Source organism: Streptomyces sp. NPDC048639, from assembly GCF_043199075.1.
Taxonomy (GTDB): Bacteria; Actinomycetota; Actinomycetes; order Streptomycetales; family Streptomycetaceae; genus Streptomyces.
The window spans coordinates 634,762-660,033 of the sequence record NZ_JBICVP010000004.1 but is presented as its reverse complement, the minus strand read 5'-3'; the positions used below and the strand labels follow the sequence as shown (position 1 = coordinate 660,033).

Below are 25,272 nucleotides of genomic sequence, written 5' to 3'. Positions count from 1 at the left end.
GCACACCCCGGCGCCGTGACCGGCGGCGGCACGTCGGCAGAGGTTATCGGATCCTCGGAAGCGACCGTTCATCGCCCGTTTACGCCCTGATCAGGCCGCACAGGTTGCGAAGGACGACCGACCGGCTCCGCCTTTGAGCATCATGGTCGATCATGCGGTCCCGCGACAAACGGCGGCAGGAAGCGCCCCATACCGCCCGAAACCGCAGGCCGGAGCTTAGGCTGCCCGCCATGACGTGGCTGATCACCGGCGGAGCCGGCTACATCGGTGCCCATGTGGTGCGGGCCATGACCGGCGCCGGGGAGCGCGTCGTCGCCCTCGACGACCTCTCGGCGGGAGGCAGCGCTCCCGAGCGGCTGCCCGAGGGGGTCCCGCTCGTCATCGGCAGCATCCTGGACCGCGAGCTGGTCGACCGTACGATCGCCGGGCACGAGGTCTCCGGAGTGGTGCATCTCGCGGCGCGCAAGCAGGTCGGGGAGTCGGTCGAGGCGCCCCTGCTCTACTACCGCGAGAACGTGCACGGCCTCACCACGCTCCTGGAGGCGGCCGTCGCCGCCCGCATCCAGCGCTTCGTCCTCTCCTCCTCGGCCGCCGTCTACGGCATGCCGGACGCCCGGCTCGTCACCGAGGACACCCCGTGCCTGCCGATCAACCCGTACGGCGAGACCAAGCTGGCGGGTGAGTGGCTCGTGCGCGCGACGGGCCGGGCCCACGGCATGGCCACCGCTTGTCTGCGCTACTTCAACGTGGCCGGCGCCGCGCCTCCCGAGTCGGCGGACGCAGGGGTGTCCAATGTCATCCCGATGTTCTTCGAGGCGCTGACCAAGGGGGAGCCCCCGCTGATCTTCGGTGACGACCACCCGACCCCGGACGGCACGTGTGTCCGCGACTCCGTCCACGTCGCCGACCTCGCCGGCGCCCACCTCGCCGCCGCCCGGCACCTCGCGGCCCGGGACCGGCCCGGCGATCTGACCGTGAACATCGGCACGGGCCTCGGCGTCTCCGTACGCGAGCTGGCCGATCTCGTCGCCGCGGTCACGGGCCGTACCGAACCCGCCGCCAGGGTGGTGGGGCGCCGTGCGGGCGACCCGGCGCGCGTCGTCGCCTCCGTCGACCGGATCGAGCGGGAGCTCGGCTGGACCGCCCGCCACACGGTCCGCGACATGATCGAGTCGGCCTGGCAGGGCTGGTGCCTGCGCGTTTCGGGAGAGTCCAAAATACCAGGTCAGAGCACATGACAACGGTGTTCAGCGTCGTGTTGCCCCAGCCCCTCACGCGTAGTTCACTGTGATCCCGTCGGCACCCGCCGAACCGTCCGCCGCGGCATCCGCGGCGACGTCTCCACCGATCCCGGGAGGCACCCGTCATGGGGGCAGGGCACGACCACGGGCACGCGTACGGCCTGGAGCCGGGCGCGGACCGCACCGCGGCCGCCGAGTACCGCGTCAGACTGCGCATGGCCCTGTGCCTGACCGTGACCGTCCTCGTCACACAGATCGTCGGCGGGTTCCTCACCGGTTCCCTGGCGCTGCTCGCCGATGCGGGGCACATGGCGACGGACGCCGTCGGTCTGGTGATGGCGCTGCTGGCCATCCACTTCGCCAACCGCCCGCCCAGCGAGCGCCGCACCTTCGGCTACGCGCGTGCCGAGATCCTCGCCGCGGTGGCCAACTGCCTTCTGCTGTTCGGAGTCGGCGGGTTCATCCTCTACGAGTCGATCGAGCGGTTGATGCAACCGCCCGACATCGACGGCGGGCTGACCATCGTGTTCGGTGCCGTCGGCCTGATCGCCAACTGCATCTCGCTCGCCCTGCTGATGCGCGGCCAGAAGGCCAGCCTCAATGTGCGCGGGGCGTTCCTGGAGGTCATGTCCGACGCGCTGGGCTCGTTCGCGGTGATCGTCTCGGCCGTCGTGGTCATGGCCACCGGCTTCCGCCAGGCCGACCCCATCGCCTCCATCGTCATCGGCCTGATGATCGTGCCGCGCGCCTGGCGGCTGCTGCGCGAGGCGCTGGACGTCCTGCTGGAAGCGGCGCCGAAGGACGTCGACATGGCGGAGGTCAGATCGCACATCGTGGCGCTGCCCGGTGTCGAGGATCTGCACGACCTCCATGTGTGGACCATCACTTCGGGCCTGCCGGTACTCTCCGCTCACGTGGTCGTGAGGGAGGACGTGCTGGACTCGGTGGGCAACGAGAAGATGCTCCACGCACTGCAGGGGTGCCTCGGCCGTCACTTCGATGTCGAGCACTGCACCTTCCAGCTCGAACCCGTGGGACACGCCGAGCACGAGGCCGGGCTGTGCCACTGAACCCCGACCCGCCCTCACCGCGTCACTGAATCGGCTTACGTGTCCCGCACCGACGCGCCGCCTATCAGGCTGACATGCGGGCTGAGCCGCACAGCCGCGCCCGTTTTGTACGGCAGACTTTGAACTCTGCAGCCCGACCCAAGGATGGCCATGCCGACCACACCAGCCACCGCCGCCCACGCCTCGCAGAACGGCTCCGCGACGCCGATCATGCTCGAACTGGTCGATGAGAACGGCACGACGATCGGCACCGCGGAGAAACTCTCCGCCCATGTGCCGCCGGGCAAGCTGCACCGGGCCTTCTCCGTCTTCCTCTTCGACACCTCGGGGCGCCTGCTGCTCCAGCAGCGCGCCCTGGGCAAGTACCACTCCCCCGGCGTCTGGTCGAACACCTGCTGCGGCCACCCCTACCCCGGTGAGGCGCCGTTCGCGGCGGCGGCCCGGCGTACGGCGGAGGAACTCGGGGTCTCGCCGTCGCTGTTGGGCGAGGCGGGCACGGTGCGTTACAACCACCCCGACCCGGCCTCGGGTCTGGTGGAGCAGGAGTTCAACCACCTGTTCGTGGGGCTGGTGCGGGACGAGCCGGACCCGGACCCGGAGGAGGTCGGTTCGACGGCCTTCGTGACCGCGGCCGAACTGGCGCGCATGCACGAGGATCGGCCGTTCTCGGCCTGGTTCATGACGGTGCTGGACGCGGCGCGCCCGGCGATCCGGGAACTGACGGGCGCCTCGGCGGGCTGGTAGCGGCGCGTGGGCGGTGACGGCGGCCCGAGGGCGGCCTGGTCTCTGCGGACCGACCATCGTCGTCGCCTGTCATCGCCCATCGCGGCACGCGTCGTATGGCGACGGTCGTCGTCGAAGTCATGCGCACGGCATCGCACGTCGCCTCACGCCATCGCCCGTGCCGCGTCGCCTCACGCCATCGCCCGTCGCGCATCGCTTCGCGCCATCGCCCGTCGCGGTACGTCATCGCGCATCGCCGTACTCGGGCAGGGCCTCGGGCGGGGACCTCGGGCGGCGACGGGGCCGCCGTCGTAGCCGCTGACGCGGGGCCGCTGTCCGGGTTCCCGCGCGGACAGCGGCACTTGCACGGCCGGGGGCCTCAGAGCGCGAGGGGCACAGCGGCCCAGATCACCTTGCCGCCGGTGACGGTCTGCTCGACGTCGCAGACCCCGCCCGCCTCGGCAGTGATCGCCTTCACCAGCAGCAGCCCCCGCCCGCCGGTCTGTTCCTCGGCCGCCACCAGGGCCTTCGGGCGGTACGGGTGGTTGTCCTCGACCGCCACCCGCACCCATCCGTCGCCGACGGAGACCACCACCGAGACGCTGGGCGAAAGCACAGCCGCGTGCCGCACGGCATTGGTCACCAACTCCGAAACGATCAGCAACAGGCCGTGGAGGACGTCGTCCTGGAGCGGTACGCGCTGGCCGCGCAACAGGTCCCGAAGCGCGCGACGCGCCTGAGGAACCGCGGAGTCGCGGGCGGGCGCGGTGAAGCGCCAGACGCCCTCGTAGGGCCGTCGGGCGGTGAACTCGTCCGCGACGGGTGCCTCGGTCACGCCGGTCGCCGCATACCCCACGGCCACGGCCGGACCCGGCACCCCGGCAGGGGCCACGCCGTGTCCCCGGGCCGCCGTGTGCCCCGGGACGGCGGTCTGGCCCTGCACCGCTGTCTGGCCCTGCATCACCGTCTGCCCCGGCACCACGGTCTGTCCCGCGGCCACGGACGCACCCGGGTCGGCCGGCCTGCTGCCCCGCATCTCCATGTCCCGCACCTCCTCTCCGCTCTCACTTCGCACGACGGACCGCGGACGAAACCGCGGTCCCTGCCGTCGCCTCGCATTGTCCTCGCGACAGGACGGCGAAGCCCTCCTCACACGTCGAAGTGTTGGGAATGCATTGGTCCGTACCGGTCTGGTGGCCGGAAGTCATCACGTATCGACGGAGTATCCGCTGATTCTGACCATCTGCGCGTGAAGGCGGCAGTTGTACGACTGGTCCTGTTCACCCGGCCCCGGTTCCGCCGGGGTGCCCGGATAGCATCCGGCCATGGAGCCAGGACTGCAGGTGAACGCCGCGGGCGGCATCGCGACCGTCGTCATGCACAACCCGGCCAAACGCAACGTGATGACCACCGCCATGTGGCGTGAGTTCCCCGGCGTTCTGGACCGGCTGGCGGCCGACCCTGGCGTACGAGTGCTGGTGCTGACCGGGTCCGGGGACACCTTCTGCGCGGGCGCGGACATCGGCTCGCTCCGGGAGTCCGCCGCGGAGTCCCAGGGCCTCGCGGTGGCCGCGGAAGAGGCACTGGCCGCCTTCCCCAAGCCGACGCTCGCGGCCGTTCGCGGCTACTGCGTGGGCGGCGGCTGCCAGCTCGCGGCGGCGTGCGATCTTCGGTTCGCCGCCGAGGGCTCCTCCTTCGGGATCACTCCTGCGAAGCTCGGCATCGTCTACCCGGCCCCGTCCACGCGCCGGCTGGCCGCGCTCGTCGGCCCGGCCACGGCCAAGTACCTGCTGTTCTCCGCGGAGTTGATCGACGCCGAACGCGCGCTGCGCACCGGCCTGGTGGACGAGGTGCTGCCCGCGGACGGCCTGGCGAAGCGCGTGGCGGAGTTCGCGGGAATCCTGGCCTCGCGCTCGCTGCTCACGCAGGCCGCCGCCAAGGAGTTCGCGAGCGGGCCCGCGCGGCCCGAACGGGAGGCGCACTGGTCGCGTCTGGCGCGGGAGAGCGGCGAGGCATCCGAGGGCGTGACCGCGTTCCTGGAGCGCCGGCCGCCCCGCTTCACCTGGCGGGGCTGACGAGGGCGCTCGGATCGCCCGCCCGAACACGTCAATCCGGGGCGGTGTCACGGGAGTTCCGCCCCCCGGCCGCCCGCGTCCGGTTCTGGTGGGGCCGATGGGGGGGCGCTGTCGTACCCGGGGCCGACCGGTCCGCGACGGCCGGGACATGACGGCCGTGCGACGTCTTTGCTTCGACCACCGCTTCCCGAGGGGCATTTCGGTACGTCGAGCGCGGGTCAGGGACGGGCGACACGCGGCCCCGCCGACGCGTTCGACTCACGCGCCACGTGAGTGGCACGGTTGAAGCGATGACATCAACAACGCCGGGCGGCCGGTCCGTTGACAGCCGGGCGAGGCGAGCGAAACGTCTCCGGGCTCACCTCGGATCGCCCGGCGCGGACCTCACGGGGAAGGACCTGGAATGAACGCACATCAGAGCCCGACACGGCGCAGCAAGTGGATGCGGCGAGCGGCGGTGGCGGCGAGCGGCACGGTCCTGGCCGGTGCACTGCCGCTCCTCGTACCGGGTACCGCCCAGGCGTGGTCGTGGGACTGCCAGGAGTACCTGCGCGGCAAGGGATACAACGTGCCCGTGGGCGGCGAGGCGGCGACGGCGTGCACCATCGCGGATCGCGGGGAGGGGTCGCCCAACTCCCTCTCGATCTGCCTGTCACGGCTCGAATCCCTTGACGTCTCCCATGGGCATGCCAAGCGTGCCTGCCGTCTCGGGGCCGCGCGATAGCCGGAACGATCCGGGTGGCGTGCGTCAGCCCTTCGGGCTCCTGGCATCAGCCCGCGTGCGCCACCCGGGCCTCTCGCGGTCCGGGTATCAGCCTTCGAGGATGAAGCGGCTGTGCGACCGGAGCAGCGCGACGATCTCCTGCGGCGCCTTCGTGGGTGACCCCGCGTCGTAGGGCGGCTGAGGATCGTACTCGCCCAGCTGGATCGCCTGCGCCGTCGCGTCCCCCGCGATGCGCCCGGCGAGCGCCAGCCCCATATCGATGCCGGAGGAGACGCCGGCCGCGGTGACGTACTTGCCGTCGAACACGACGCGCTCGCCGGTCGGTTCGACGCCGTACGCGGGAAGCTCGTCGAGAGCGAGCCAGTGGGAGGCGGCCCGCCGTCCCCTGAGGATGCCTGCCGCCGCCAGGATCAGCGAGCCGGTGCACACGGACGTGGTCCAGGTCGTGCTGGCGTCGACGGCGCGCAGCCAGGCGTGCAGCGGCCCGTCGTCCATGAGCGCGAACTGGCCCGGGCCGCCCGGGACCACGAGCATGTCGGGGCTCTGCACCTGCTCGAGCCCGGCGTCCGCCACCAGGCTCAACGCCCCGGTGTCGTCACGGACCGGACCGGTGCGGACCGCCGTGAAGACGACCTCGGCGCCGGGGAGACGGCTCAGGACCTGGTACGGGCCGATGGCGTCGAGTGCGGTGAGGCGCTCATAGAGCAGGATCGCGATCTGCATGGGAATTCCTCTCGGTGGGTGGATGGGCGGGTGGTACGGCGACGGCACGGGGATGAGCGCGGGCCGTCGGCGAAGCCGAGGCGTCGGAGAATCGGGAAGTCGGACCGTACGGGGTCGGGGCGTCAGGGAGTCGGGCCGTACGGGGCTGCCGCCGTCTCCAACGGGCGGAAACGGCGCCGGTATTCGGCCGGACCGGTGCCGAGGGCCCGCAGGAAGGCACGGCGCATCGCCTCGGGCGTGCCGTACCCGCAGGCACGCGAGATCTCCTCGACACCGTCGGAGGTGTCCTCCAGCAGCCGCCGTGCGGTCTCCAACCGGACCCGATCCACGTACCGCCCGGGCGGGCAGCCCACTTCGGCCTGGAAGGCGCGGGCGAAGTGGCGGGGCGAGAGGCTCGCCCGGCGGGCCAGGGACTCGACCGACAGATCGTCGCCGGGGTGCTCGGCGATCCACTGCTGCACCTCGCGCAGCGGTTCGCGCCGGGCGGTCTGGGTGGCGAGTTGGGCACTGAACTGCGTCTGGTTGCCGGGGCGGCGCAGAAAGACCACGAGGTGCCGGGCGATCATCAGGGCCACGTCCCGGCCGACGTCCTCCTCGACGAGTGCTAGCGCCAGGTCGATACCCGCGGTGACGCCCGCGGACGTGGCCACGTTCCCGTCCCGGACGAAGATGGCGTCCGGGACCACCTCGACGGCCGGGAACCGCCGGGCCAGGCCCTCGCATCGCGACCAGTGGGTCGCGGCCCGGCGCCCGTCGAGCAGCCCCGCCTCGGCGAGGACGTACGCCCCGCTGCACACCGAGACCACGCGCCGGGCACACGGTGCCGCCTCCCGCACCCAGTCGGTCAGCCTCGGGTCGATGCGGTGTATGCCGCTGCCGCCGGGGACGAGCAGGGTGTGCGGGGCGGGGGCGTCGGGGAGCGCGCAGTCGGGGGTGAGGAGGAGGCCGCTGGAGCTGCGCACGGGTGCGCCGTCCGTGGTGGCCGTCAGGACGCGGTACGCCACGGGGCCGCTGCCGTCGGGCCGGACTGCCGGGCCGGTGGCGGTGGCGGTGGCGGTGGCGGTGGCGGTGGCGGCTGCATCGGCGGTGACGGTGACGGCGGCATTGGCGGTGGCATTGGCGCTGACCGCGGCAACGGCCGTGCCGGGTACGCCCGTTGCGGTGGCGGCGGATGCCGCCGGGGCAGGTGTCGTCAGGGCGGATGCCGCCGGGACAGGTGTCGGGACACCTGCCGCGACGGCCTTCGCGGCACCGGCGAAGACCTCGAGAGGGCCGGTGACGTCGAGACTCTGCACGCCCTCGAAGAGAACGATCAGCACGGTGCGGTCGGACATGTGTCTCATCCTGGGCGCGGCCGGCGATGGCGGCAATGACGTATTCCCCACCTTTCCTGCCACGCCCGCGATCGTGGCGTCCGCCCCGGGGATCCCGGCGCGTACCGGCTCCGTACGGGGCAGGAGGCCCGGCCCGTTCCGGTACGGGAGTCCGCGTGGACGGGTGCTCTTCAAGCCGCCTCTACCTGCGGGTAGCGTGCGGTGACATGACTACTCCGCTGCCCGCCCGCGTCGGCCGCCGCTGTCACAACCTCCTCAACCCGCTCCACTCGGCGATCTACTTCTCCCCCGACATGGCCCGGGAGATGGCCGCCATCGGCCACGACGACGCGTCCGCCGCGTACTTCGCGGCGCGGGCGGCGGCCATGGGGCCCGTCGGTGCAGGCGCGGTCACCGCCTCCTTCTACAACTTCAGCCACGACCTGGTGGCCCGGCACGTACCCGGGATCTGGCGCACCGCCTCGCCCGAGGAGACGCTCGCCGCCCGCACGCGTGGCGTCGACGCCACGCTGCGGCGGCTGCTCGGCGAAGAGGCCGTCGCCTCCCCGGAGATGGCGGAGGCCGCGGAACTGGCGCTGCGCGCCGCGGCGGCAGGGAGCCGTCCTGCGCGCCTCCTGTACGCGGCCCACGCCGACCTGCCCGTGCCCGAGCAGCCTCACCTCGCGTTCTGGCATGCGGTGACGCTGCTGCGCGAGCACCGCGGCGACGGGCACATCGCGGTACTCGTCGGCGCCGAACTCGACGCCCTGGAGGCGATCGTCAGCCACAGCGCGACCGGCAAGGGCCAGCGTCCCAAGTGGCTGATGCGCACGCGCGGATGGACGGCGGAGGACTGGTCGGCCGCGGAGGACCGGCTGCGCACGCGCGGACTCCTGGACGCCGAGGGCGAGTTGACCGAGGAGGGCGCTGCCCTGCGCCGGAGGATCGAGGAGGAGACCGACCGGCTCGACCGGGCACCGTACGAGCGCCTGGGAGCGGCCGGCGTCGAGCGGCTCACGGAGTTGGCGGGCGGCTGGACCGGCACCGCCGTCGCCGCCGGGGCCTTCCCCGCCGATCTCCTCGGGAAGGGCTAGCCGGGCGGCGGTTGGAGGGGCAGCGTCCTCGCGTGGGGGCGGGCCGGTCTCAGGGCCACGCCCGCCACGCCCGTTCCCGCCCATGCCGGTGCCACCTGCCACAATGCAGGCACCAGTGGCAACGACAAGGCGGAACGGGATCGTGACGACGTCGATTGAGGGCAGGATCGCCGAGGAGCTCGGCGTACGTGAGCGGCAGGTGAAGGCGGCCGTCGAGCTGCTCGACGGCGGTTCGACCGTGCCGTTCATCGCGCGCTACCGCAAGGAAGCGACCGAGATGCTCGACGACGCCCAGCTGCGGTCGCTCGAGGAGCGGCTGCGCTATCTGCGGGAGCTCGAGGAGCGGCGCACCGCGATCCTCGAGTCGGTCGCGTCGCAGGGCAAGCTCGACGAGGAGCTGGAGGCCCGCATCCGGGCCGCGGACTCCAAGGCCCGGCTCGAGGACATCTATCTCCCCTTCAAGCCCAAGCGCCGTACGAAGGCGCAGATCGCGCGCGAGGCGGGTCTGGAGCCGCTCGCCGACGGGCTCCTCTCCGACCCGTCGGTGGAGCCGCTCACCGCGGCGGCCGCCTTCGTCGACGCGGACAAGGGTGTCGCGGACGCCTCCGCGGCGCTGGACGGCGCGCGCGCCGTCCTCACCGAGCGGTTCGGCGAGGACGCCGACCTGATCGGCGAGTTGCGCGAGCGGATGTGGCAGCGCGGACGGCTGGCCGCGAAGGTGCGGGACGGCAAGGAGGAGGCGGGCGCGAAGTTCGCCGACTACTTCGACTTCGCCGAGCCGTTCACCGAACTGCCCTCGCACCGCGTGCTGGCGATGTTCCGCGGCGAGAAGGAGGAGATCCTCGACCTCGCGCTGGAGCCCGCCGGGCCGGGCGACGAGCCGGAGAACGGCCGCACGTCGTACGAGCAGGCGATCGCCGCCCGCTTCGGTGTCGCCGACCGCGGCCGGCCCGGCGACGCCTGGCTCATCGACACGGTCCGCTGGGCATGGCGCACGCGCGTCCTGGTCCACCTCGGCATCGACCTGCGGCTGCGGCTGCGGCAGGCCGCCGAGGACGAGGCCGTACGCGTCTTCGCGGCCAACCTGCGCGACCTGCTGCTCGCGGCCCCCGCGGGGACACGCGCCACGATGGGCCTGGACCCGGGCTTCCGTACCGGCGTCAAGGTCGCGGTCGTGGACGCGACCGGCAAGGTGGCCGCCACCGACACCGTCTACCCGCACGTACCGCAGCAGAAGTGGGACGAGTCGCTGGCCAAGCTCGCACGGCTGGCGCGCGAGCACGGGGTCGAGCTGATCGCCATCGGCAACGGCACCGCCTCCCGCGAGACGGACAAGCTGGCGACCGATCTCATCGCGCAGCAGCCGGAGTTGAAGCTGACGAAGGTGATGGTCTCCGAGGCCGGCGCGTCGGTGTACTCGGCATCTGCCTTCGCCTCCCAGGAGCTGCCGGAGCTGGACGTGTCGCTGCGCGGCGCGGTGTCGATCGCCCGCCGCTTGCAGGACCCGCTGGCCGAACTGGTGAAGATCGACCCGAAGTCGATCGGCGTGGGCCAGTACCAGCACGACCTGTCCGAGGTGAAGCTGTCCCGCTCGCTGGACGTGGTGGTCGAGGACTGTGTGAACGGCGTCGGCGTCGACGTCAACACCGCCTCCGCTCCGCTGCTGGCCCGCGTCTCCGGCATCGGCACAGGCCTGGCGGAGAACATCGTGTCCCACCGCGACGCGAACGGCGTCTTCCGCGCCCGCAAGCAGCTCAAGGACGTGGCGCGGCTCGGCCCGAAGGCGTACGAGCAGTGCGCGGGCTTCCTCCGCATCCGCGGCGGCGACGACCCGCTGGACGCCTCCAGCGTGCACCCGGAGGCGTACCCGGTGGTGCGCCGGATCGCCGGCACGACGGGCGGGGACGTGAAGACGCTCATCGGCAATACGTCCGTGCTTCGCGGGCTGAAGCCGGACGCCTTCGTGGACGAGTCCTTCGGTCTTCCGACGGTCACCGACATCCTCAAGGAGTTGGAGAAGCCGGGGCGCGACCCGCGGCCGGCGTTCAAGACCGCGACCTTCAAGGAGGGCGTGGAGAAGATCGGCGACCTCTCGGCGGGGATGATCCTGGAGGGTGTCGTCACCAACGTCGCCGCGTTCGGGGCCTTTGTGGACGTCGGCGTCCACCAGGACGGTCTGGTGCACGTCTCGGCGATGTCGAAGACGTTCGTGAAGGACCCGCGGGACGTGGTGAAGCCGGGCGACATCGTGCGCGTGAAGGTGTTGGACGTGGACATCCCGCGCAAGCGGATCTCGCTGACGCTGCGGCTGGACGACGAGTCGCCGTCCGGCGGCGGCCGGCAGGGCGGCGGCCGCGGCGAAGGACGCCAGGGCGGCAACCGTGGCGAAGGCAGGCAGAGCGGCGGCCGCGGCGAAAGCGGCCAGGGCAGCGGCCGCGGCGAAGGCCGACAGAGCGGCGGCCGTGGTGAAGGCGGCCAGGGCAACGGCCGCGGCGAAGGCGGCCAGGGCCGCCGCCAGGACCGGCCGCGGCGCGGCGCACCGCAGCAGCGCCAGGGCGGCAACCGCGGCGGCGCACCGGCCAACGGCGCGATGGCGGATGCACTGCGGCGAGCCGGCCTGCTCGGCCCCGGCTCCAACTGACGTGACGGCGGCGGGGATTCGTCCCCGCCGCCCACGGCCAGACCCTCAGCGTCCGCAGTCATCCGAAGGATGTACCGGGATGCAGGGGAGAGATCCGACCTGACGTCGATCCGCCGGGCAGGGCATGCGACCTGGCGTCGTGCTCACGAGGCCACCCCATCTCCCCGGGTCACAGCTCATCACGGGCTGCCGGAGCCCCGCCACACGCACCGACAGGGGCACCCTGATCCGTCGTGATCCGCAGGGGAGTTCAGCGCTCCGTCACGCGTCCCCCCGCGACCTCCACGCGACGCGTGACCTGCACCGCGCTCAGCATGCGGCGGTCGTGGGTCACCAGGAGCAGCGTGCCCTCGTACGAGGACAGGGCCGCTTCGAGCTGCTCGATCGCCGGAAGGTCGAGGTGGTTCGTGGGCTCGTCCAGGACCAGGAGGTTCACGCCGCGCCCCTGGAGCAACGCCAGTGCCGCGCGCGTGCGTTCGCCCGGGGAGAGGGTGGACGCGGGACGCAGCACATGCGCCGCTTTGAGGCCGAACTTGGCCAGCAGCGTACGGACGTCCGCCGGGTTCGTGTCCGGTACGGCCGCGCGGAAGGCGTCCATCAGCGGCTCGTCCCCGAGGAACAGGCCGCGGGCCTGGTCGACTTCGCCCACGACCACGCCCGGCCCCAGCGCCGCGTGCCCCGCGTCCAGCGGCAGACGGCCGAGGAGGGCCGCGAGGAGCGTGGACTTGCCGGAGCCGTTGGGTCCGGTGATGGCGACGCGGTCGGCCCAGTCGATCTGGAGATCCACGGGCCCGAATGCGAACGAGCCCCGCTTGGCCTCCGCCCCGGTCAGCGTCGCCACGACGGCGCCGGACCGCGGGGCGGCCGCGATCTCCATCCGGAGTTCCCACTCCTTGCGCGGTTCATCGACGACATCGAGCCGTTCGATCAGCCGCTCCGTCTGGCGGGCCTTGGACGCCTGCTTCTCGCTCGCGTCCGAGCGGAACTTGCGGCCGAGCTTGTCGTTGTCGCCCGCCTTGCGGCGGGCGTTCTTGACGCCCTTGGCCATCCAGTTGCGCTGCATCCTGGCGCGCGCTTCCAGCCCGGCGCGTGTGTCGGCGTACTCGTCGTACTCCTCGCGGGCGTGGCGCCGGGCCACATCGCGCTCCTCCAGGTACGCCGCGTAGCCGCCGCCGAAGAGGTTCACCTGCTGCTGGTGGAGGTCGAGTTCGAGGACCTTGGTGACGGTCCGGGTGAGGAACTCGCGGTCGTGACTGACCAGAACCGTGCCGGCGCGCAAGCCCGTCACGAATGACTCCAGGCGCTCCAGCCCGTCCAGGTCGAGGTCGTTGGTCGGTTCGTCGAGCAGGAAGACGTCGTAGCGGCTGAGCAGCAGGGAAGCGAGGCCCGCGCGGGCGGCCTGGCCTCCGGAGAGGGCTGTCATGGGCCGGTCGAGGCCGATGGCGAGGCCGAGGCCGTCCGCGACGTCCTCGGCCCGCTCCTCCAGGTCGGCGCCGCCGAGGGCGAGCCAGCGATCGAGGCCGTTCGCGTAGGCGTCGTCGGCGCCCGGCAGCCCGTCGGCCAGCGCCTGGGTGGCCTCGTCCAGGGCGTGCTGGGCCGCGGCCACGCCCGTACGGCGGGCGAGGAACTCCCGCACGCTCTCCCCCGGCCGCCGCTCCGGCTCCTGCGGCAGGTGCCCGACGGCGGCGGCAGGCGGGCTGAGTTGCAGGGAGCCCTGATCGGGTGCGTCGAGTCCGGCGAGCAGGCGCAGCAGGGTGGATTTGCCCGCGCCGTTGACGCCGACGAGGCCGATCACATCGCCGGGCGCGACGACCAGGTCGAGACCGGAGAAGAGGGCGCGTTCGCCGTGGCCGGCGGCGAGGTCCTTGGCGACGAGGGTTGCAGTCATCAGACGGCCGATCCTAGCGGCGCGGGCTGCGTGCTCCGATGACGGCCGGGGGCGGGGTGGGTCACAGGTGACCTGCGGTGGGGTGGAGCGGGGTGGGGCTCGGGTGACCGTCGGCGGGGAGGTGAAAGGGGGCCGTGGTGTCCCTTGCGCCGTACGTCGTGGGGGCCCCTGCGCCGTACGTCCCCACGCGCGGATCCCCCGGGCCCGTACGCCGGGACAGCCCAGCGGCAGGCGCCACGACCGGCCCACGGCAGGAAGCTTCCGCGCCGCCCCGTCACGCGCAACGCCCTGCGCCCTGCGCCCCGCGCCCCGCGCCCCGACGCGAAAGTCCCCCGGGCCCTCGCTCCACCGCCGGGCGGCGGTGGAGCAGGCCCGAGGGACCTCCCTCGTTCCGCGGAACGTGTGCACCGGCCTCCGGCCGGTGCCCGTGTTCGTCAGCCGAGTGTCGCCAGCGCCTCGTTGAAGACCTTCGACGGGCGCATGACGGACTCCGCCTTGGACGACGCCGGCTGGTAGTAGCCACCGATGTCGGCCGGCGAGCCCTGGACGGCGATCAGTTCGTCGATGATCGCCTGCTCCTGCTCGGTCAGCGTCTCGGCCAGGGCCGCGAACGCCTCGGCGAGCTGCGTGTCGTCGGTCTGCTTGGCCAGCTCCTGCGCCCAGTACAGGGCCAGGTAGAAGTGGCTGCCGCGGTTGTCGATACCGCCCAGCTTGCGGCTCGGCGACTTGTTCTCGTTGAGGAACGTCGCCGTCGCGCGGTCGAGGGTGTCGGCCAGGATCTGGGCGCGAGCGTTGTCCGTCGTCTGCGCGAGGTGCTCGAAGCTGACCGCCAGCGCGAGGAACTCGCCCAGGCTGTCCCAGCGCAGGTAGTTCTCCTTGACGAGCTGCTGGACATGCTTCGGCGCGGAGCCGCCGGCGCCCGTCTCGAACAGGCCGCCGCCGTTCATCAGCGGAACGACGGAGAGCATCTTGGCGCTGGTGCCCAGCTCCAGGATCGGGAACAGGTCGGTCAGGTAGTCGCGCAGCACGTTGCCGGTGACGGAGATCGTGTTCTCGCCGCGGCGGATCCGCTCCAGGGAGAACGCGATGGCGTCGACCGGCGACATGACCTTGATCTGCAGGCCCTCGGTGTCGTGCTCGGGGAGGTACTGCTCAACCTTCGCGATGAGGTTGGCGTCGTGCGCGCGGCCCTCGTCGAGCCAGAACACGGCCGGGTCACCGGTGGCACGGGCGCGGGTCACGGCGAGCTTGACCCAGTCCTTGATCGGCGCGTCCTTGGTCTGGCACATGCGGAAGATGTCGCCGGCGCTCACGGTCTGCTCGAGGACCACATCGCCCTTGCCGTCGAGGACCCGCACGGTGCCGGTGTGCTGGATCTCGAAGGTCTTGTCGTGGCTGCCGTACTCCTCGGCCTTCTGCGCCATCAGGCCGACGTTGGGCACCGAGCCCATCGTGGACGGGTCGAAGGCGCCGTTGGCGCGGCAGTCGTCGAGGACGACCTGGTAGATGCCGGCGTAGCTGCTGTCGGGGATGACGGCGAGGGTGTCGGCCTCGCTGCCGTCCGGGCCCCACATGTGGCCGGAGGTACGGATCATGGCCGGCATGGAGGCGTCCACGATCACATCGCTCGGCACGTGCAGGTTGGTGATGCCGCGGTCGGAGTCGACCATCGCCAGCTCCGGGCCCTCGGCCAGCTCGGCCTCGAAGGACTCCTTGATCTTCGCGCCGCCCTCGACGGACTCCAGGCCCTTGAGGATGCCGCCCAGACCGTCGTTCGGGGTGAGGCCGGCCGCGGCCAGGGTCTCGCCGTGCTCGGCGAAGGTCTTCGGGAAGAAGGCCCGTACGACGTGGCCGAAGATGATCGGGTCGGAGACCTTCATCATCGTGGCCTTCAGGTGCACGGAGAACAGCACACCCTCCGCCTTGGCGCGGGCGACCTGCTGGGTGAGGAACTCGCGCAGCACGGCCACGCGCATCACGGAGGCGTCCACGACCTCGGCGGCGCGGACCGGCACCGACTCGCGCAGCACGGTCGTGGTGCCGTCGTCCCCGGTCAGCTCGATCCGGAGCGTGCCGTCCTCGGGGACGACCACGGACTTCTCGGTGGAGCGGAAGTCGTCGTCGGTCATATGGGCGACATTGGTCCTGGAGTCGGCCGTCCAGGCGCCCATGCGGTGCGGGTGGGCCTTGGCGTAGTTCTTGACCGAGGCGGGGGCGCGGCGGTCGGAGTTGCCCTCACGCAGGACCGGGTTGACGGCGCTGCCCTTGACCTTGTCGTAGCGGGCGCGGGTGTCGCGCTCCTCGTCGGTCTTGGGGTCGTCCGGGTAGTCCGGGAGCGCGTAGCCCTGCTGCTGCAGCTCGTCGATCGCAGCCTTGAGCTGCGGGATCGATGCCGAGATGTTGGGCAGCTTGATGATGTTCGCGCCCGGCGTCTTGGCGAGCTCGCCCAGCTCGGCGAGCGCGTCCTCGATCCGCTGGCCCTCTTCCAGGCGCTCGGGGAAGCTCGCGATGATCCGCCCCGCAAGGGAGATGTCGCGGCTCTCGACGCTGACGCCGGCGGTAGAGGCGTACGCCCGGATCACAGGCAGGAACGAGTACGTGGCCAGGGCCGGGGCCTCGTCAGTGTGCGTGTAGATGATCGTCGAGTCAGTCACCGATACTCCGCTTCACGTTACTCCATCGTCTCGATATCAAGATATCTCGTACTCACCCCTCCCCGACACCGCCCCCCGCCTCGCGCCGCATGGCGCCGCGACAACCTCGTCACCTGCGGATACGTGCCGGGCGGACGGCGGGTGCATGCCGTTGCCGGTCAGGTTAACCGTCGTCGCGAAGCGTGCGAAGAGCAGAATGCGGGCCGTGCGCGGGAGGGACGCCCGCTCACCGCGCCGTGCCGCGACGGCCCTCCGGCGCCCGCCTCCCGACTGTCTTCCGGCACCCGCGCACCAACTGCCCCTCGGCGCGCGTTCCGTGACCGCCCCTCCGTCTCGGCGCCGCGACCGTCCGTGCCGCCCGTGTCGCGGCCACCGGGCCTCGCACGCCCCGGCGGGCAGGGGATAGCGTCCCGGCATGGACAGTGATGTGATCGTCGTCGGCGGCGGGGTGATCGGGCTGACCACTGCGGTCACCCTCGCCGAGAGCGCCCGCCGCGTAACGGTGTGGAGCCGCGACCCGTACGCGGACACGACGTCCGCCGTGGCAGGCGGACTCTGCTGGCCGTACCGCGTCCAGCCCGAGGAGCGCGCCACCGCGTGGTCCCTGCACTCCTTCCACATCCTGACCGCCCTTGCGGAGCGGCCCGAGGAGACCGGAGTACGGCTGGTCGACGGCACGATGGCGGACACCCGCACCGAGGACCTGGGCACCTGGGCCGAGGGCGTCCCGGGGCTGCGCGCAGCCCGTCCCGAGGAACTGCCCGACGGGTACGGGGCGGGGGCCCGGGCCCGCGTACCGCTGGTCGACATGCGGACCCATCTGCCCTATCTGGAACGACGGTTGGCGGCCGCGGGCGGTGTGCTGGAGCGGCGCGAGGCGCCCTCGCTCGACGCGGCGGGCCGCGCCGCGCCCCTCGTCGTCAACTGCACGGGCCTGGGCGCCCGCGCACTCGTGCCCGACCCGGCTGTGCGCCCCGTGCAGGGCCAGATCGTGATCGTGGAGAACCCCGGGATCGACACGTGGTTCGTGGCGGCCGGGGGCGGCGCCGAGGAGACGACATACGTGCTGCCGCAGCCGTACGGGCTGGTGCTCGGCGGCACGGCCCGCGAGGACGTCTGGGAGACCGCCCCCGATCCGGCGACCGCCGAGGCGATCGTCCGCCGCTGCTCACCTTTCCACCCCGGGCTGGCGAAGGCCCGCGTCCTGGAACACCGCGTGGGGCTCAGGCCGTTCCGGCCCAGCGTCCGGATCGAACCGGAGCGGCTGCCCGGCGGTGCGCTGTGCGTACACAACTACGGACACGGCGGCGGGGGCGTCACGGTGTCGTGGGGATGTGCGGAGGAGGCGGCGCGGATGGTGGCCGCCGGTGGGTGAGGGGGGCGGCGGACCGCTGGGGACTCCCCGCGCAGGGCTGCCGGACGTACTGCGGGACTTGCCGGACGCAGGGCTGCCGGACGTCCGCCGCGGGGCTGCCGGGGGCAACGCGCCGGTGCCGCCCGCAGTACGCCGTACGCTCCGGTGCCGCGCCGTACGCGCACCCGTACAGCGCGCCGTACGCGCACCCGTACAGCGCGCCGTACGCGCCCGTACCGCCCGTCGTAGGCGTCAGGCCCGCCAGGTGTAGCGGCGCTCCGGGCGGCCCGTCGTCCCGTACTTCAGGTGCACCTCGGCCCGCCCGACCTCCGCGAAGTGCTCCAGGTAGCGACGTGCGCTGACCCGTGACAGCCCGGTCCCGGCCGCACATTCGCTCGCCGACAGGTCCTCCGGGGCCCTGGCCCGCAGCGCCGTCTCGACCAGGGCGGCCGTGGGGGTGCTGAGCCCCTTGGGCAGGGGTGTGCCGCCGCGTCCGCGCTCGGACACCGGCGCGGGGAACAGCCGGTCCACGTCCGACTGCGCGGTGTCCGGCGCCCCGGCCATGGCGAGGTGGGCGGCGCGGTAGTGCCGCAGCCTGGCCCGCAGCTCCGCCTGTTCGAACGGCTTGATGAGGTAGTTCACGGCGCCGGCGCGCTGCGCCTCGCGTACGGTCTCCGCGTCCTTGGCCGCGCTGATCACGAGGAAATCGGTCCGCGGTCGGGCCTCGCGGATCCGGCGGAGCACTTCGAGCCCGGGGGCGTCGGGGAGATAGAGGTCCAGCAGGACGAGGTCGGGGCCCAGCTCGGCGGCCTTCGCCAGCGCCTCGGCGCCCGTGTGCGCGATTCCGGCCATACGGAAGCCCGGCGCCCGGTCCACGCACACGCTGTGCAGCCTGGCGACCATGAAATCGTCGTCGACGACCAGAACCCTGAGCTCCATGGGGACCACAAGTTACTCAACGACCACTGTTTTGCGAATAGTGACCGGGAGCACATGCCCTGGGATCGTCTGGCCCACCCGGTAGGCACCCAGGAAATGAGGGCCCCATGGACAGACGCACGCTGCTGCGCGCCGCCGCCGCGGGACTGCTCGTACCGGCCTCGTACGCGGCCGCGGCCGGATGCGGAGTGACGCGGGACACCGCCGCCGGCGCGTCCGGGCCCCTCGGCCGGCTGCGCATGATCGTCGGCAACAGTCCGGGCAGCGGTTTCGACATCACGGCACGTACGGCCGGCAAGGCCCTCACCGCCGCCGAGGCGGCCCGCGGGGTGGAGGTCGTGAACATCTCGGGAGCGGGCGGCACCATCGGGCTCTCCCGGCTGGTCAACTCCCGCGGCAGCAGCGAGACGCTCATGATGATGGGCCTCGGTGTCGTCGGCGCGGTCTTCACCAACAAGTCGCGGGTGGGCCTGCAGGACACCACCCCGCTGGCCCGGCTGATCGAGGACCCGAGCGCCATCGTCGTCCCCAAGGACTCCGAACTGCGCAGCCTGGACGACTTCCTGGACGCCTGGCGGAGCGACCCGGACGGTCTGTCGGTCGGCGGCGGCTCCTCCCCCGGCGGACCGGACCACCTGCTGCCGATGCAGGTGGCGGAGGCCGCGGGGATCGACCCGACGAAGACCCGCTACATCGGCTACGACGGCGGCGGCGAACTGCTCACCGCGCTTCTCGGCAACAAGATCGACGTGGCCGCCACGGGCATCGGCGAGATGGTCGACCAGATCACCACCGGCGACGTACGGATCCTGGCGACGACCGGCAGGACGACCGTCGAGGGCGTGCACGCGCCGACCCTGGCGCAGGAGGGCATCGAGGTCTCCGCCGTCAACTGGCGCGGTGTGGTCGCCGCCCCGGGCATCTCCCCGTCCCGGCGCGACCGGCTGGTGGACGCACTGCGGACGATGCGCGACTCGGGCGAGTGGAAGGACGGCGTACGGCGCAACGGCTGGACCGACGCCTTCCAGGAGGGCGAGAGGTTCAAGGACTTTCTCGCCGACCAGAACACCAGGGTCGCGAAGACCCTCCGGCGGCTGGGGCTGACACCATGAGCGAGACGACGACGGATGCCGCGCAGAGCGCGGAAGGACAGGGCGAACACCCTGCGAGCCGGGCCGAGTTGCTGGTCTGCGGACTGCTCGCCCTGCTCGGCGCGGTGGTCCTCATCGACGCCACGACGATGGCGGACCTGCCCGCGGCCGAGACCGGCCCCATCGGCCCGAAGGCCGTGCCGGTCGCGGTCGGCATCGGTCTGCTGGTGTGTGCCGTGGTGCTCGCGATCGATGTGCTGCGCGGCGGGCGCGGCGAGGCCGAGAGCGGGGAGGACATCGACCTCGACGCACCGGTGGACTGGCGCGCCGTGCTGCTGGTGATCGCGTTCTTCCTGGCCAACGCGGTCCTCATCGAGCCTCTGGGCTGGGCGATCTCGGGCGCGATCCTCTTCTGGGGCACGGCGTTCGCCCTGGGCAGCCGGAACTGGCTGCGTGACGCGGCCGTCTCCGTCGTCCTGTCGGTCGGCTCGTTCTACGCGTTCGCCTACGGGCTAGGGATCATCCTGCCGCCCGGCGTGCTGAAGGGAATCCTGTGATGGGCGCACTCACTGATCTGCTCGGCGGATTCGCGACCGTACTCTCGCCCGGCAATCTGCTGTACGCATTCATCGGTGTGCTCATCGGCTCCGCGGTCGGGGTGCTGCCGGGCATCGGCCCGGCGATGACGGTGGCCCTGCTGCTGCCCGTCACCTTCGGCATGGAGCCGACCGCGGCCTTCGTAATGTTCGGCGGCATCTATTACGGCGGGATGTTCGGCGGCGCGATCACCTCGATCCTGCTCAACACCCCCGGCGAATCGGCCTCGGTGGTCACCGCCGTCGAGGGCAATCTCATGGCCAAGCGCGGGCTCGCCGCCCAGGCGCTGGCGACCGCGGTGATCGGGTCGTTCATCGCCTCCACCATCGGTACGGCGATGCTCGCCTTCCTCGCCCCGCTGGTCGTGGACTTCGCGGTGACCCTGGGCGCGCCCGCGTACTTCGCCATCATGGTCGTCGCGCTGACCACGGTGACGGCGGTCATCGGCTCCTCCCGGGTCCGCGGCTTCTCGTCGCTGGCGCTGGGGCTGGCCATCGGGCTCATCGGGATCGACTCGATCTCGGGCCAGCAGCGACTGACGTTCGATGTGCCCCAACTCGCCGACGGCATCGACATCGTGGTCGTCGCGGTCGCGGTCTTCGCGGTCGGCGAGGCGCTGTGGGTGGCCGCGCATCTGCGGCGCACACCGCCGAAGCCGGTGCCGGTCGGCCGGCCGTGGATGAGCCGCGAGGACTTCCGGCGCTCGTGGAAGCCATGGCTGCGCGGGTTGTTCATCGGCTTCCCGATGGGCGCTCTGCCCGCGGGCGGCGCCGAGATCCCGACCGTCATCTCGTACGCGACGGAGAAGCGGCTCGCGGGCCCGGACGGGGAGTTCGGACGCGGCGCGATCGAGGGCGTCGCAGGTCCCGAGGCGACCAACAAGGGTGCCGCGGCGGGGTCGTTCGTCCCGATGCTGTCCCTGGGCCTGCCGGCCAACGCGACGGGCGCGGTGATGCTGGCCGCGTTCACGCAGTACGGGATCCAGCCGGGGCCGCTGCTGTTCGAGCGCGAGAGCGATCTGGTGTGGGCGCTGATCGCGAGCCTGTTCGTCGGGAACGTGCTGCTGCTTCTGCTCAACCTGCCGCTGGCACCGGTCTGGGCGAAGCTGCTGCAGGTGCCGCGTGCGTACCTCTACGCGGGCATTCTGTTCTTCTCCGCGCTGGGGGCGTTCGCGGTCAACTTCCAGGCCGTGGACCTGGTGGTGCTGCTCGTACTCGGCCTGCTGGGCTTCATGATGCGGCGGTTCGGGCTACCGGTGCTGCCGCTGATCCTCGGCGTGATCCTGGGGCCGCTCGCGGAGGAGCAGCTGCGCCGCACCTTCCAGCTCAGCAACGGCGCGGTGAGCGGCCTCTGGAGCGAGCCGGTGGCCGTGGTGCTGTACGGGGTGGCGGCGCTGGTGATCGCCTGGCCTCTGCTGACGAAGTGGGTGCGTTCCCTCCGGGGCGGCGAGAAGACCGCCTGAGCTGCTCGGGTTCCGGGCGGAAGCAACCTCGGGGGGCACGGAGGCGTCCTTGTGGGAGGACACGTCGATCCCGCGCGCGGGGACGAACCGTGTCCGCGTTCTGAACCATCAGCGGTGTGGCACCTGCTCAACCTCGCCCTCAGCCGCTGCCGACCAAGGCCACCGGGCAAGCCATGGCGCACGGACTGCGGGGGAACTATGGCCACGAAAAAGGGAGATGCGTCCCTGCCGGGCCAACGCGCCGCTCGACAAGATGATCGAACTTGACCTATTCGACCACCTAACAAATCGACCAAAAAATTGATACCTATATCATCGCGGGCTTTCTCGCGAATAAGCCGCAGAATGTCGTTCGCCGCGTGGCGTCAGCCACGGGCGATTGTGTGGGCCGCAGCGGGTGTGGTGGCCCTGGGATTCCTCATAGCCCTGGAGATCGCCGCACGTCACTACGGGCAACCGGGGCCGATCACCAATCAGGCGCGAGAGGTGATATTCCTCCCCAAATCGGGCCCACTGTTGTACGCCGGTATGGCGTTGATGATGGTGGTGCTCTCCTGGCGGGAGCGATTCATCGCGGCTGGTGTCGCGATCGGCATCGACGCCGTCTTCCTGGTGGTGCGTTGGCCGGTCGACGCCCCGGAGACCCACGGCCACCCCTTCGGCAACGGTGCGTTGTGGGTGCTTCTGGGCTATGGGGTCATCGCCGTCACGCGCCGCACGGGCAAGGAACGTGCCCTGCTGCTGAAGGGCGTCGCGCTGGGCCTGCTGCTGGTGGCCGGGCGTAAGACAGGCGACACCTGGCTGCTCATCACGGCGAAGACCCGGCCGGCGGTGCTCGACCAGTACGTGGCGACCGCCGATCAGGCGCTGGGCAACCCGTCGTGGCTGGTGGGCCGGATCGTCGAAGCCACCGGCTCCGTCGGCGAGCATGTTCTCGAGTACGTCTACATTCAACTTGCGGTGGCCGCGGTCGTCATCGCGCTGTACCAGATGCGTCACGTGGCGGCCGAACGCGCCTTCCCGCGCCACCATCTGGTGCGCACGTTTCTGGTCATCGGCCTTCTCGGGCCGGGCATCTACATGATCTTCCCGGTGGTCGGGCCGATCTTCGCCTACGGCGTCAACGGCGGGCAGTTCGCGGTGACCGACGTGTGGCCGGACACCCCGCCGCCGATCGATGTCCCGCAGGGGATGTCCTTCAACGATTTCACCCCGCGCAACTGCATGCCCAGCCTTCACACGGCGTGGGCCACGGCGATCTTCATTCATTCTCGCCAGGGCCCGCGCATTCTGCGCTTCGCGGGCACGTTCTGGCTCATCACCACGCTCGGGGCGACTCTGGGATTCGGCTACCACTACGGCGTGGATCTCATCGCCGGTGTGGTGTTCACGCTGACGATCGAAGCAGCGATGCGCTCGCAGGCATGGGGATGGGACCGGTCGGGAATTCAACTGGTCGCCTACGGCACCACGGTCTTCGCGGCGCTCCTGTTGTCCTATCGCTATCTGCCGCTGGAGATGAGCAGACATCCGTGGGTGTTCGGCCCCCTGCTGATTCTGGCGATGTCCTCGGTGATCCTCGGCTACGTACGGACCACGAAACAGTGGGAGCCGAAGGCCGTGCCGGCGGCCCTGCAACCGGAACCGGAACCGCAGCCCCAACTGGCGTGAGTCCAGGCGCATCGGATCGAGGGCGGTCCGCGCGGTTTCCGGGAAGAGAATTCTCCGGAGCGAAGCTCATTCGCAACGGAGCGATACAGAACGGCGGTGCCGAACCCACGCGGTCCGGCACCGCCGTATTTCCCTGTGCCCCCGGCTCGACCGACGCGGCGCGAGAGGGTCGCCGCGGTGGTTCCGCCGGGATACGCGGTCAGCTCTTGGGCGCGTCACCGCCCGACGGCACCGGGTCGCCCGCGTCTCCGTTCGTCGCGGGGCCGATGCGGAGTTCGAAGTCGCCGCCGAACTTCTCGTGACCCGCGATGACCGCCTCCTCGACGGCCTCCTCGCCCTTCTGCCCACGCACGATCAGCGGGTCCCGCCGCAGGTCGCGCATCAGGGCCCAGCACAGGCCGACCATGACGAGAGTGAAGGGTGCCGCGACCAGAATCGTCAGATTCTGCAAGCCGGTGAGCGCATCGCCCGCACCGCCTCCGATCAGCAGCATCACCGCGGCGACCGCTCCGGTGAGCACGCCCCAGAAGATCACCACGGGCTTGGTGGGCTCGATCGAGCCGCGCTGGGACAGGGAGCCCATCACGATGGACGCCGCGTCCGCGCCGGAGACGAAGAAGATCGCGACGAGGATCATCACCAGCAGGCTCATCAGCGTGGCCACCGGGTACTGCTGCAGTACGGCGAAGAGCTGACCCTCGGGCGTCGTCTCGTTGCCGAGGCGGCCCTGGTCCTGCAGCGTCATGGCCGAGCCGCCGAAGACCGCGAACCACAGCAGGCTGACGCTGCTCGGTACGAGGATCACGCCGCCGACGAACTGGCGGATCGTACGGCCGCGGCTGATGCGGGCGATGAACATGCCGACGAAGGGCGTCCACGAGATCCACCACGCCCAGTAGAAGACCGTCCAGCTGGACAGCCAGTCGGCGACACCCTTGCCGCTCGACGCCTCCGTACGGCCCGCGAGCTGCGGCAGGTCGCCGAAGTAGGCGCCGATGGAGGTGGGCAGCAGGTCGAGGATGACGATCGTGGGGCCTGCCACGAACACGAAGACCGCAAGGATCAGCGCCAGCACCATGTTGATGTTGGACAGCCACTGGATGCCCTTGGCGACACCGGATACGGCGGACGCCACGAACGCGACGGTCAGGACCGCGATGATGCCGACGAGAACTCCCGTGCCGACGTCGCCCATCCAGTCCAGTTCCTCCAGCCCGCTGCGGATCTGGAGCGTGCCGAGGCCCAGGGACGCGGCCGAGCCGAAGAGGGTCGCGAAGATCGCCAGGATGTCGATGACCTGGCCGCCCCAGCCGTTCGCGTGCCGCTTGCCCAGCAACGGCTCGAAGACGGAGCTGATCAACTGCCGCCTGCCGCGCCGGAAGGTGCTGTACGCGATGGCCAGGCCGACGACGGCGTAGATGGCCCAGGGGTGCAGTGTCCAGTGGAAGAGCGTGGTGGCCATGGCAGTCTCCATGGCCTTGGCCGCGTCGGCCGGGTCGGTGCCGGGCGGCGGCTCCTTGAAGTGGGAGAGCGGTTCGCTCACGCCGTAGAACATCAGGCCGATGCCCATACCGGCACTGAACATCATCGCGACCCACGAGACGGTCCGGAATTCCGGTTCCTCGCCCTCCGCGCCGAGGGTGATCTTTCCGTAGCGACTGACGGCCAGCCACAGCGCGAAGACCACAAAACCGGAAGCGGCCAGAACGAAGGCCCAACCGGCGTTGTGCATCAGGGAACCGAGCATCGAGGTGGACGCGGATTCCAGTGTGTCCGTATAGACCGCGCCCCAGACGACGAAGACCAGGGTCGCCACCGCGGTGACCCCGAAGACCACTTTGTCGGTCTGCGGGCTGCGGGTTCCATGGGGACTTCCGGGTAGATGTCTGACAACTACCTCATCTGCCCCATCAGGCGTGTCATGTTCTTTCTCCGGCACGTCACGACCCTTTCGTGGCTGAATTCATATTGCCCGTACGCCTTACCACGTGGTCGCGTTCTCATTCCGGCGT

19 protein-coding genes are annotated in these 25,272 nt (G+C 71.3%); 12 read left to right on the top strand and 7 right to left on the bottom strand.

Translation table 11 applies throughout. The features are described from left to right. Positions 1 to 230 precede the first annotated feature (230 nt). The 3 genes from galE to idi all read left to right on the top strand — a co-directional run bounded on the left by galE (position 231) and on the right by idi (position 3,055). On the top strand, positions 231 to 1,238 hold the full coding sequence (gene galE / locus ACGFNH_RS14605; RefSeq protein ID WP_393653424.1) for a UDP-glucose 4-epimerase GalE: 1,008 nt from the start codon (positions 231 to 233) through the stop codon (positions 1,236 to 1,238). Between the two features lie 128 nt (positions 1,239 to 1,366). Further along, positions 1,367 to 2,311, top strand: coding sequence for a cation diffusion facilitator family transporter (locus ACGFNH_RS14600; RefSeq protein WP_393653423.1), 945 nt, complete (start codon positions 1,367 to 1,369; stop codon positions 2,309 to 2,311). A gap of 150 nt (positions 2,312 to 2,461) precedes the next feature. After that, a complete protein-coding gene (gene idi / locus ACGFNH_RS14595; protein ID WP_393653422.1) occupies positions 2,462 to 3,055 on the top strand; it encodes an isopentenyl-diphosphate Delta-isomerase in 594 nt (197 codons plus the stop codon). Positions 3,056 to 3,413: 358 nt separating this feature from the next. Here idi and ACGFNH_RS14590 read toward each other — a convergent pair whose 3' ends face one another. After that, positions 3,414 to 3,869 carry an ATP-binding protein gene (locus tag ACGFNH_RS14590; protein ID WP_393653600.1) on the bottom strand — a complete coding sequence of 152 codons (456 nt, stop codon included), beginning with the start codon at positions 3,867 to 3,869 and terminating at the stop codon, positions 3,414 to 3,416. Between the two features lie 490 nt (positions 3,870 to 4,359). Between ACGFNH_RS14590 and ACGFNH_RS14585 the strand changes: the two genes are divergently transcribed. Both ACGFNH_RS14585 and ACGFNH_RS14580 read left to right on the top strand, forming a co-directional pair. Continuing rightward, on the top strand, positions 4,360 to 5,109 hold the full coding sequence (locus ACGFNH_RS14585; RefSeq protein WP_393653421.1) for an enoyl-CoA hydratase/isomerase family protein: 750 nt from the start codon (positions 4,360 to 4,362) through the stop codon (positions 5,107 to 5,109). Between the two features lie 403 nt (positions 5,110 to 5,512). Continuing rightward, the gene (locus ACGFNH_RS14580) at positions 5,513 to 5,833 is read left to right on the top strand and encodes a hypothetical protein (RefSeq protein WP_393653420.1); all 321 of its coding nucleotides are present in this window, start codon (positions 5,513 to 5,515) and stop codon (positions 5,831 to 5,833) included. Positions 5,834 to 5,920: 87 nt separating this feature from the next. On the opposite strand, the gene ACGFNH_RS14575 is transcribed toward ACGFNH_RS14580, so the two are convergent. Both ACGFNH_RS14575 and ACGFNH_RS14570 read right to left on the bottom strand, forming a co-directional pair. Next, the gene (locus tag ACGFNH_RS14575) at positions 5,921 to 6,556 is read right to left on the bottom strand and encodes a DJ-1/PfpI family protein (RefSeq protein WP_393653419.1); all 636 of its coding nucleotides are present in this window, start codon (positions 6,554 to 6,556) and stop codon (positions 5,921 to 5,923) included. Between the two features lie 122 nt (positions 6,557 to 6,678). After that, a complete protein-coding gene (locus ACGFNH_RS14570; RefSeq protein WP_393653418.1) occupies positions 6,679 to 7,890 on the bottom strand; it encodes a GlxA family transcriptional regulator in 1,212 nt (403 codons plus the stop codon). A gap of 206 nt (positions 7,891 to 8,096) precedes the next feature. Between ACGFNH_RS14570 and ACGFNH_RS14565 the strand changes: the two genes are divergently transcribed. Together ACGFNH_RS14565 and ACGFNH_RS14560 are read left to right on the top strand one after the other, a co-directional pair. Continuing rightward, entirely contained in the window at positions 8,097 to 8,963 is an 867-nt protein-coding gene (locus ACGFNH_RS14565) for a hypothetical protein (protein ID WP_393653417.1), read from the top strand. A gap of 142 nt (positions 8,964 to 9,105) precedes the next feature. Continuing rightward, positions 9,106 to 11,604: a Tex family protein gene (locus ACGFNH_RS14560; protein WP_393653416.1), complete on the top strand. Its 2,499-nt coding sequence runs from the start codon at positions 9,106 to 9,108 to the stop codon at positions 11,602 to 11,604. Positions 11,605 to 11,854: 250 nt separating this feature from the next. Here the strand turns inward: ACGFNH_RS14560 and ACGFNH_RS14555 are convergent, their stop codons facing one another. Further along, positions 11,855 to 13,492: an ABC-F family ATP-binding cassette domain-containing protein gene (locus ACGFNH_RS14555; RefSeq protein WP_393653415.1), complete on the bottom strand. Its 1,638-nt coding sequence runs from the start codon at positions 13,490 to 13,492 to the stop codon at positions 11,855 to 11,857. A gap of 434 nt (positions 13,493 to 13,926) precedes the next feature. After that, complete coding sequence (locus ACGFNH_RS14550) at positions 13,927 to 16,146, bottom strand: NADP-dependent isocitrate dehydrogenase (protein ID WP_393653414.1); 2,220 nt, start codon at positions 16,144 to 16,146, stop codon at positions 13,927 to 13,929. 415 nt (positions 16,147 to 16,561) lie between these two features. On the opposite strand from ACGFNH_RS14550, the gene ACGFNH_RS14545 reads away from it, so the two are divergent. Then, positions 16,562 to 17,521, top strand: coding sequence for an FAD-dependent oxidoreductase (locus ACGFNH_RS14545; RefSeq protein ID WP_393653413.1), 960 nt, complete (start codon positions 16,562 to 16,564; stop codon positions 17,519 to 17,521). Positions 17,522 to 17,752: 231 nt separating this feature from the next. Here the strand turns inward: ACGFNH_RS14545 and ACGFNH_RS14540 are convergent, their stop codons facing one another. Beyond that, positions 17,753 to 18,439, bottom strand: a complete 687-nt coding sequence (locus ACGFNH_RS14540; RefSeq protein ID WP_393653412.1) for a response regulator — start codon at positions 18,437 to 18,439, stop codon at positions 17,753 to 17,755. A 107-nt stretch (positions 18,440 to 18,546) separates the two neighbouring features. Here ACGFNH_RS14540 and ACGFNH_RS14535 point away from each other — a divergent pair, with 107 nt between their 5' ends. The 4 genes from ACGFNH_RS14535 to ACGFNH_RS14520 all read left to right on the top strand — a co-directional run bounded on the left by ACGFNH_RS14535 (position 18,547) and on the right by ACGFNH_RS14520 (position 23,260). Beyond that, positions 18,547 to 19,551, top strand: a complete 1,005-nt coding sequence (locus tag ACGFNH_RS14535) for a Bug family tripartite tricarboxylate transporter substrate binding protein (protein WP_393653411.1) — start codon at positions 18,547 to 18,549, stop codon at positions 19,549 to 19,551. Then, positions 19,548 to 20,087, top strand: coding sequence for a tripartite tricarboxylate transporter TctB family protein (locus ACGFNH_RS14530; protein WP_393653410.1), 540 nt, complete (start codon positions 19,548 to 19,550; stop codon positions 20,085 to 20,087). Before ACGFNH_RS14535 ends, ACGFNH_RS14530 begins: the two co-directional genes overlap by 4 nt. Continuing rightward, positions 20,087 to 21,589 carry a tripartite tricarboxylate transporter permease gene (locus tag ACGFNH_RS14525; RefSeq protein ID WP_393653409.1) on the top strand — a complete coding sequence of 501 codons (1,503 nt, stop codon included), beginning with the start codon at positions 20,087 to 20,089 and terminating at the stop codon, positions 21,587 to 21,589. The genes ACGFNH_RS14530 and ACGFNH_RS14525 overlap by 1 nt, the downstream gene beginning before the upstream one ends. Before the next feature lie 345 nt (positions 21,590 to 21,934). Beyond that, positions 21,935 to 23,260 (top strand): phosphatase PAP2 family protein, encoded by a 1,326-nt coding sequence (locus ACGFNH_RS14520; protein ID WP_393653408.1) that lies wholly within the window; start codon positions 21,935 to 21,937, stop codon positions 23,258 to 23,260. A 199-nt stretch (positions 23,261 to 23,459) separates the two neighbouring features. Here the strand turns inward: ACGFNH_RS14520 and ACGFNH_RS14515 are convergent, their stop codons facing one another. Continuing rightward, a complete protein-coding gene (locus ACGFNH_RS14515) occupies positions 23,460 to 25,199 on the bottom strand; it encodes a BCCT family transporter (RefSeq protein ID WP_393653407.1) in 1,740 nt (579 codons plus the stop codon). Positions 25,200 to 25,272 lie beyond the last annotated feature (73 nt).

Bases quoted from the DNA above. Each gene is read 5' to 3' on its own strand.
- galE (WP_393653424.1), top strand. From the start codon at position 231: ATGACGTGGCTGATCACCGGCGGAGCCGGCTACATCGGTGCCCATGTG.
- ACGFNH_RS14600 (WP_393653423.1), top strand. From the start codon at position 1,367: ATGGGGGCAGGGCACGACCACGGGCACGCGTACGGCCTGGAGCCGGGC.
- idi (WP_393653422.1), top strand. From the start codon at position 2,462: ATGCCGACCACACCAGCCACCGCCGCCCACGCCTCGCAGAACGGCTCC.
- ACGFNH_RS14585 (WP_393653421.1), top strand. From the start codon at position 4,360: ATGGAGCCAGGACTGCAGGTGAACGCCGCGGGCGGCATCGCGACCGTC.
- ACGFNH_RS14580 (WP_393653420.1), top strand. From the start codon at position 5,513: ATGAACGCACATCAGAGCCCGACACGGCGCAGCAAGTGGATGCGGCGA.
- ACGFNH_RS14575 (WP_393653419.1), bottom strand. From the start codon at position 6,556: ATGCAGATCGCGATCCTGCTCTATGAGCGCCTCACCGCACTCGACGCC.
- ACGFNH_RS14570 (WP_393653418.1), bottom strand. From the start codon at position 7,890: ATGTCCGACCGCACCGTGCTGATCGTTCTCTTCGAGGGCGTGCAGAGT.
- ACGFNH_RS14565 (WP_393653417.1), top strand. From the start codon at position 8,097: ATGACTACTCCGCTGCCCGCCCGCGTCGGCCGCCGCTGTCACAACCTC.
- ACGFNH_RS14555 (WP_393653415.1), bottom strand. From the start codon at position 13,492: ATGACTGCAACCCTCGTCGCCAAGGACCTCGCCGCCGGCCACGGCGAA.
- ACGFNH_RS14545 (WP_393653413.1), top strand. From the start codon at position 16,562: ATGGACAGTGATGTGATCGTCGTCGGCGGCGGGGTGATCGGGCTGACC.
- ACGFNH_RS14540 (WP_393653412.1), bottom strand. From the start codon at position 18,439: ATGGAGCTCAGGGTTCTGGTCGTCGACGACGATTTCATGGTCGCCAGG.
- ACGFNH_RS14535 (WP_393653411.1), top strand. From the start codon at position 18,547: ATGGACAGACGCACGCTGCTGCGCGCCGCCGCCGCGGGACTGCTCGTA.
- ACGFNH_RS14530 (WP_393653410.1), top strand. From the start codon at position 19,548: ATGAGCGAGACGACGACGGATGCCGCGCAGAGCGCGGAAGGACAGGGC.
- ACGFNH_RS14525 (WP_393653409.1), top strand. From the start codon at position 20,087: ATGGGCGCACTCACTGATCTGCTCGGCGGATTCGCGACCGTACTCTCG.
- ACGFNH_RS14520 (WP_393653408.1), top strand. From the start codon at position 21,935: ATGTCGTTCGCCGCGTGGCGTCAGCCACGGGCGATTGTGTGGGCCGCA.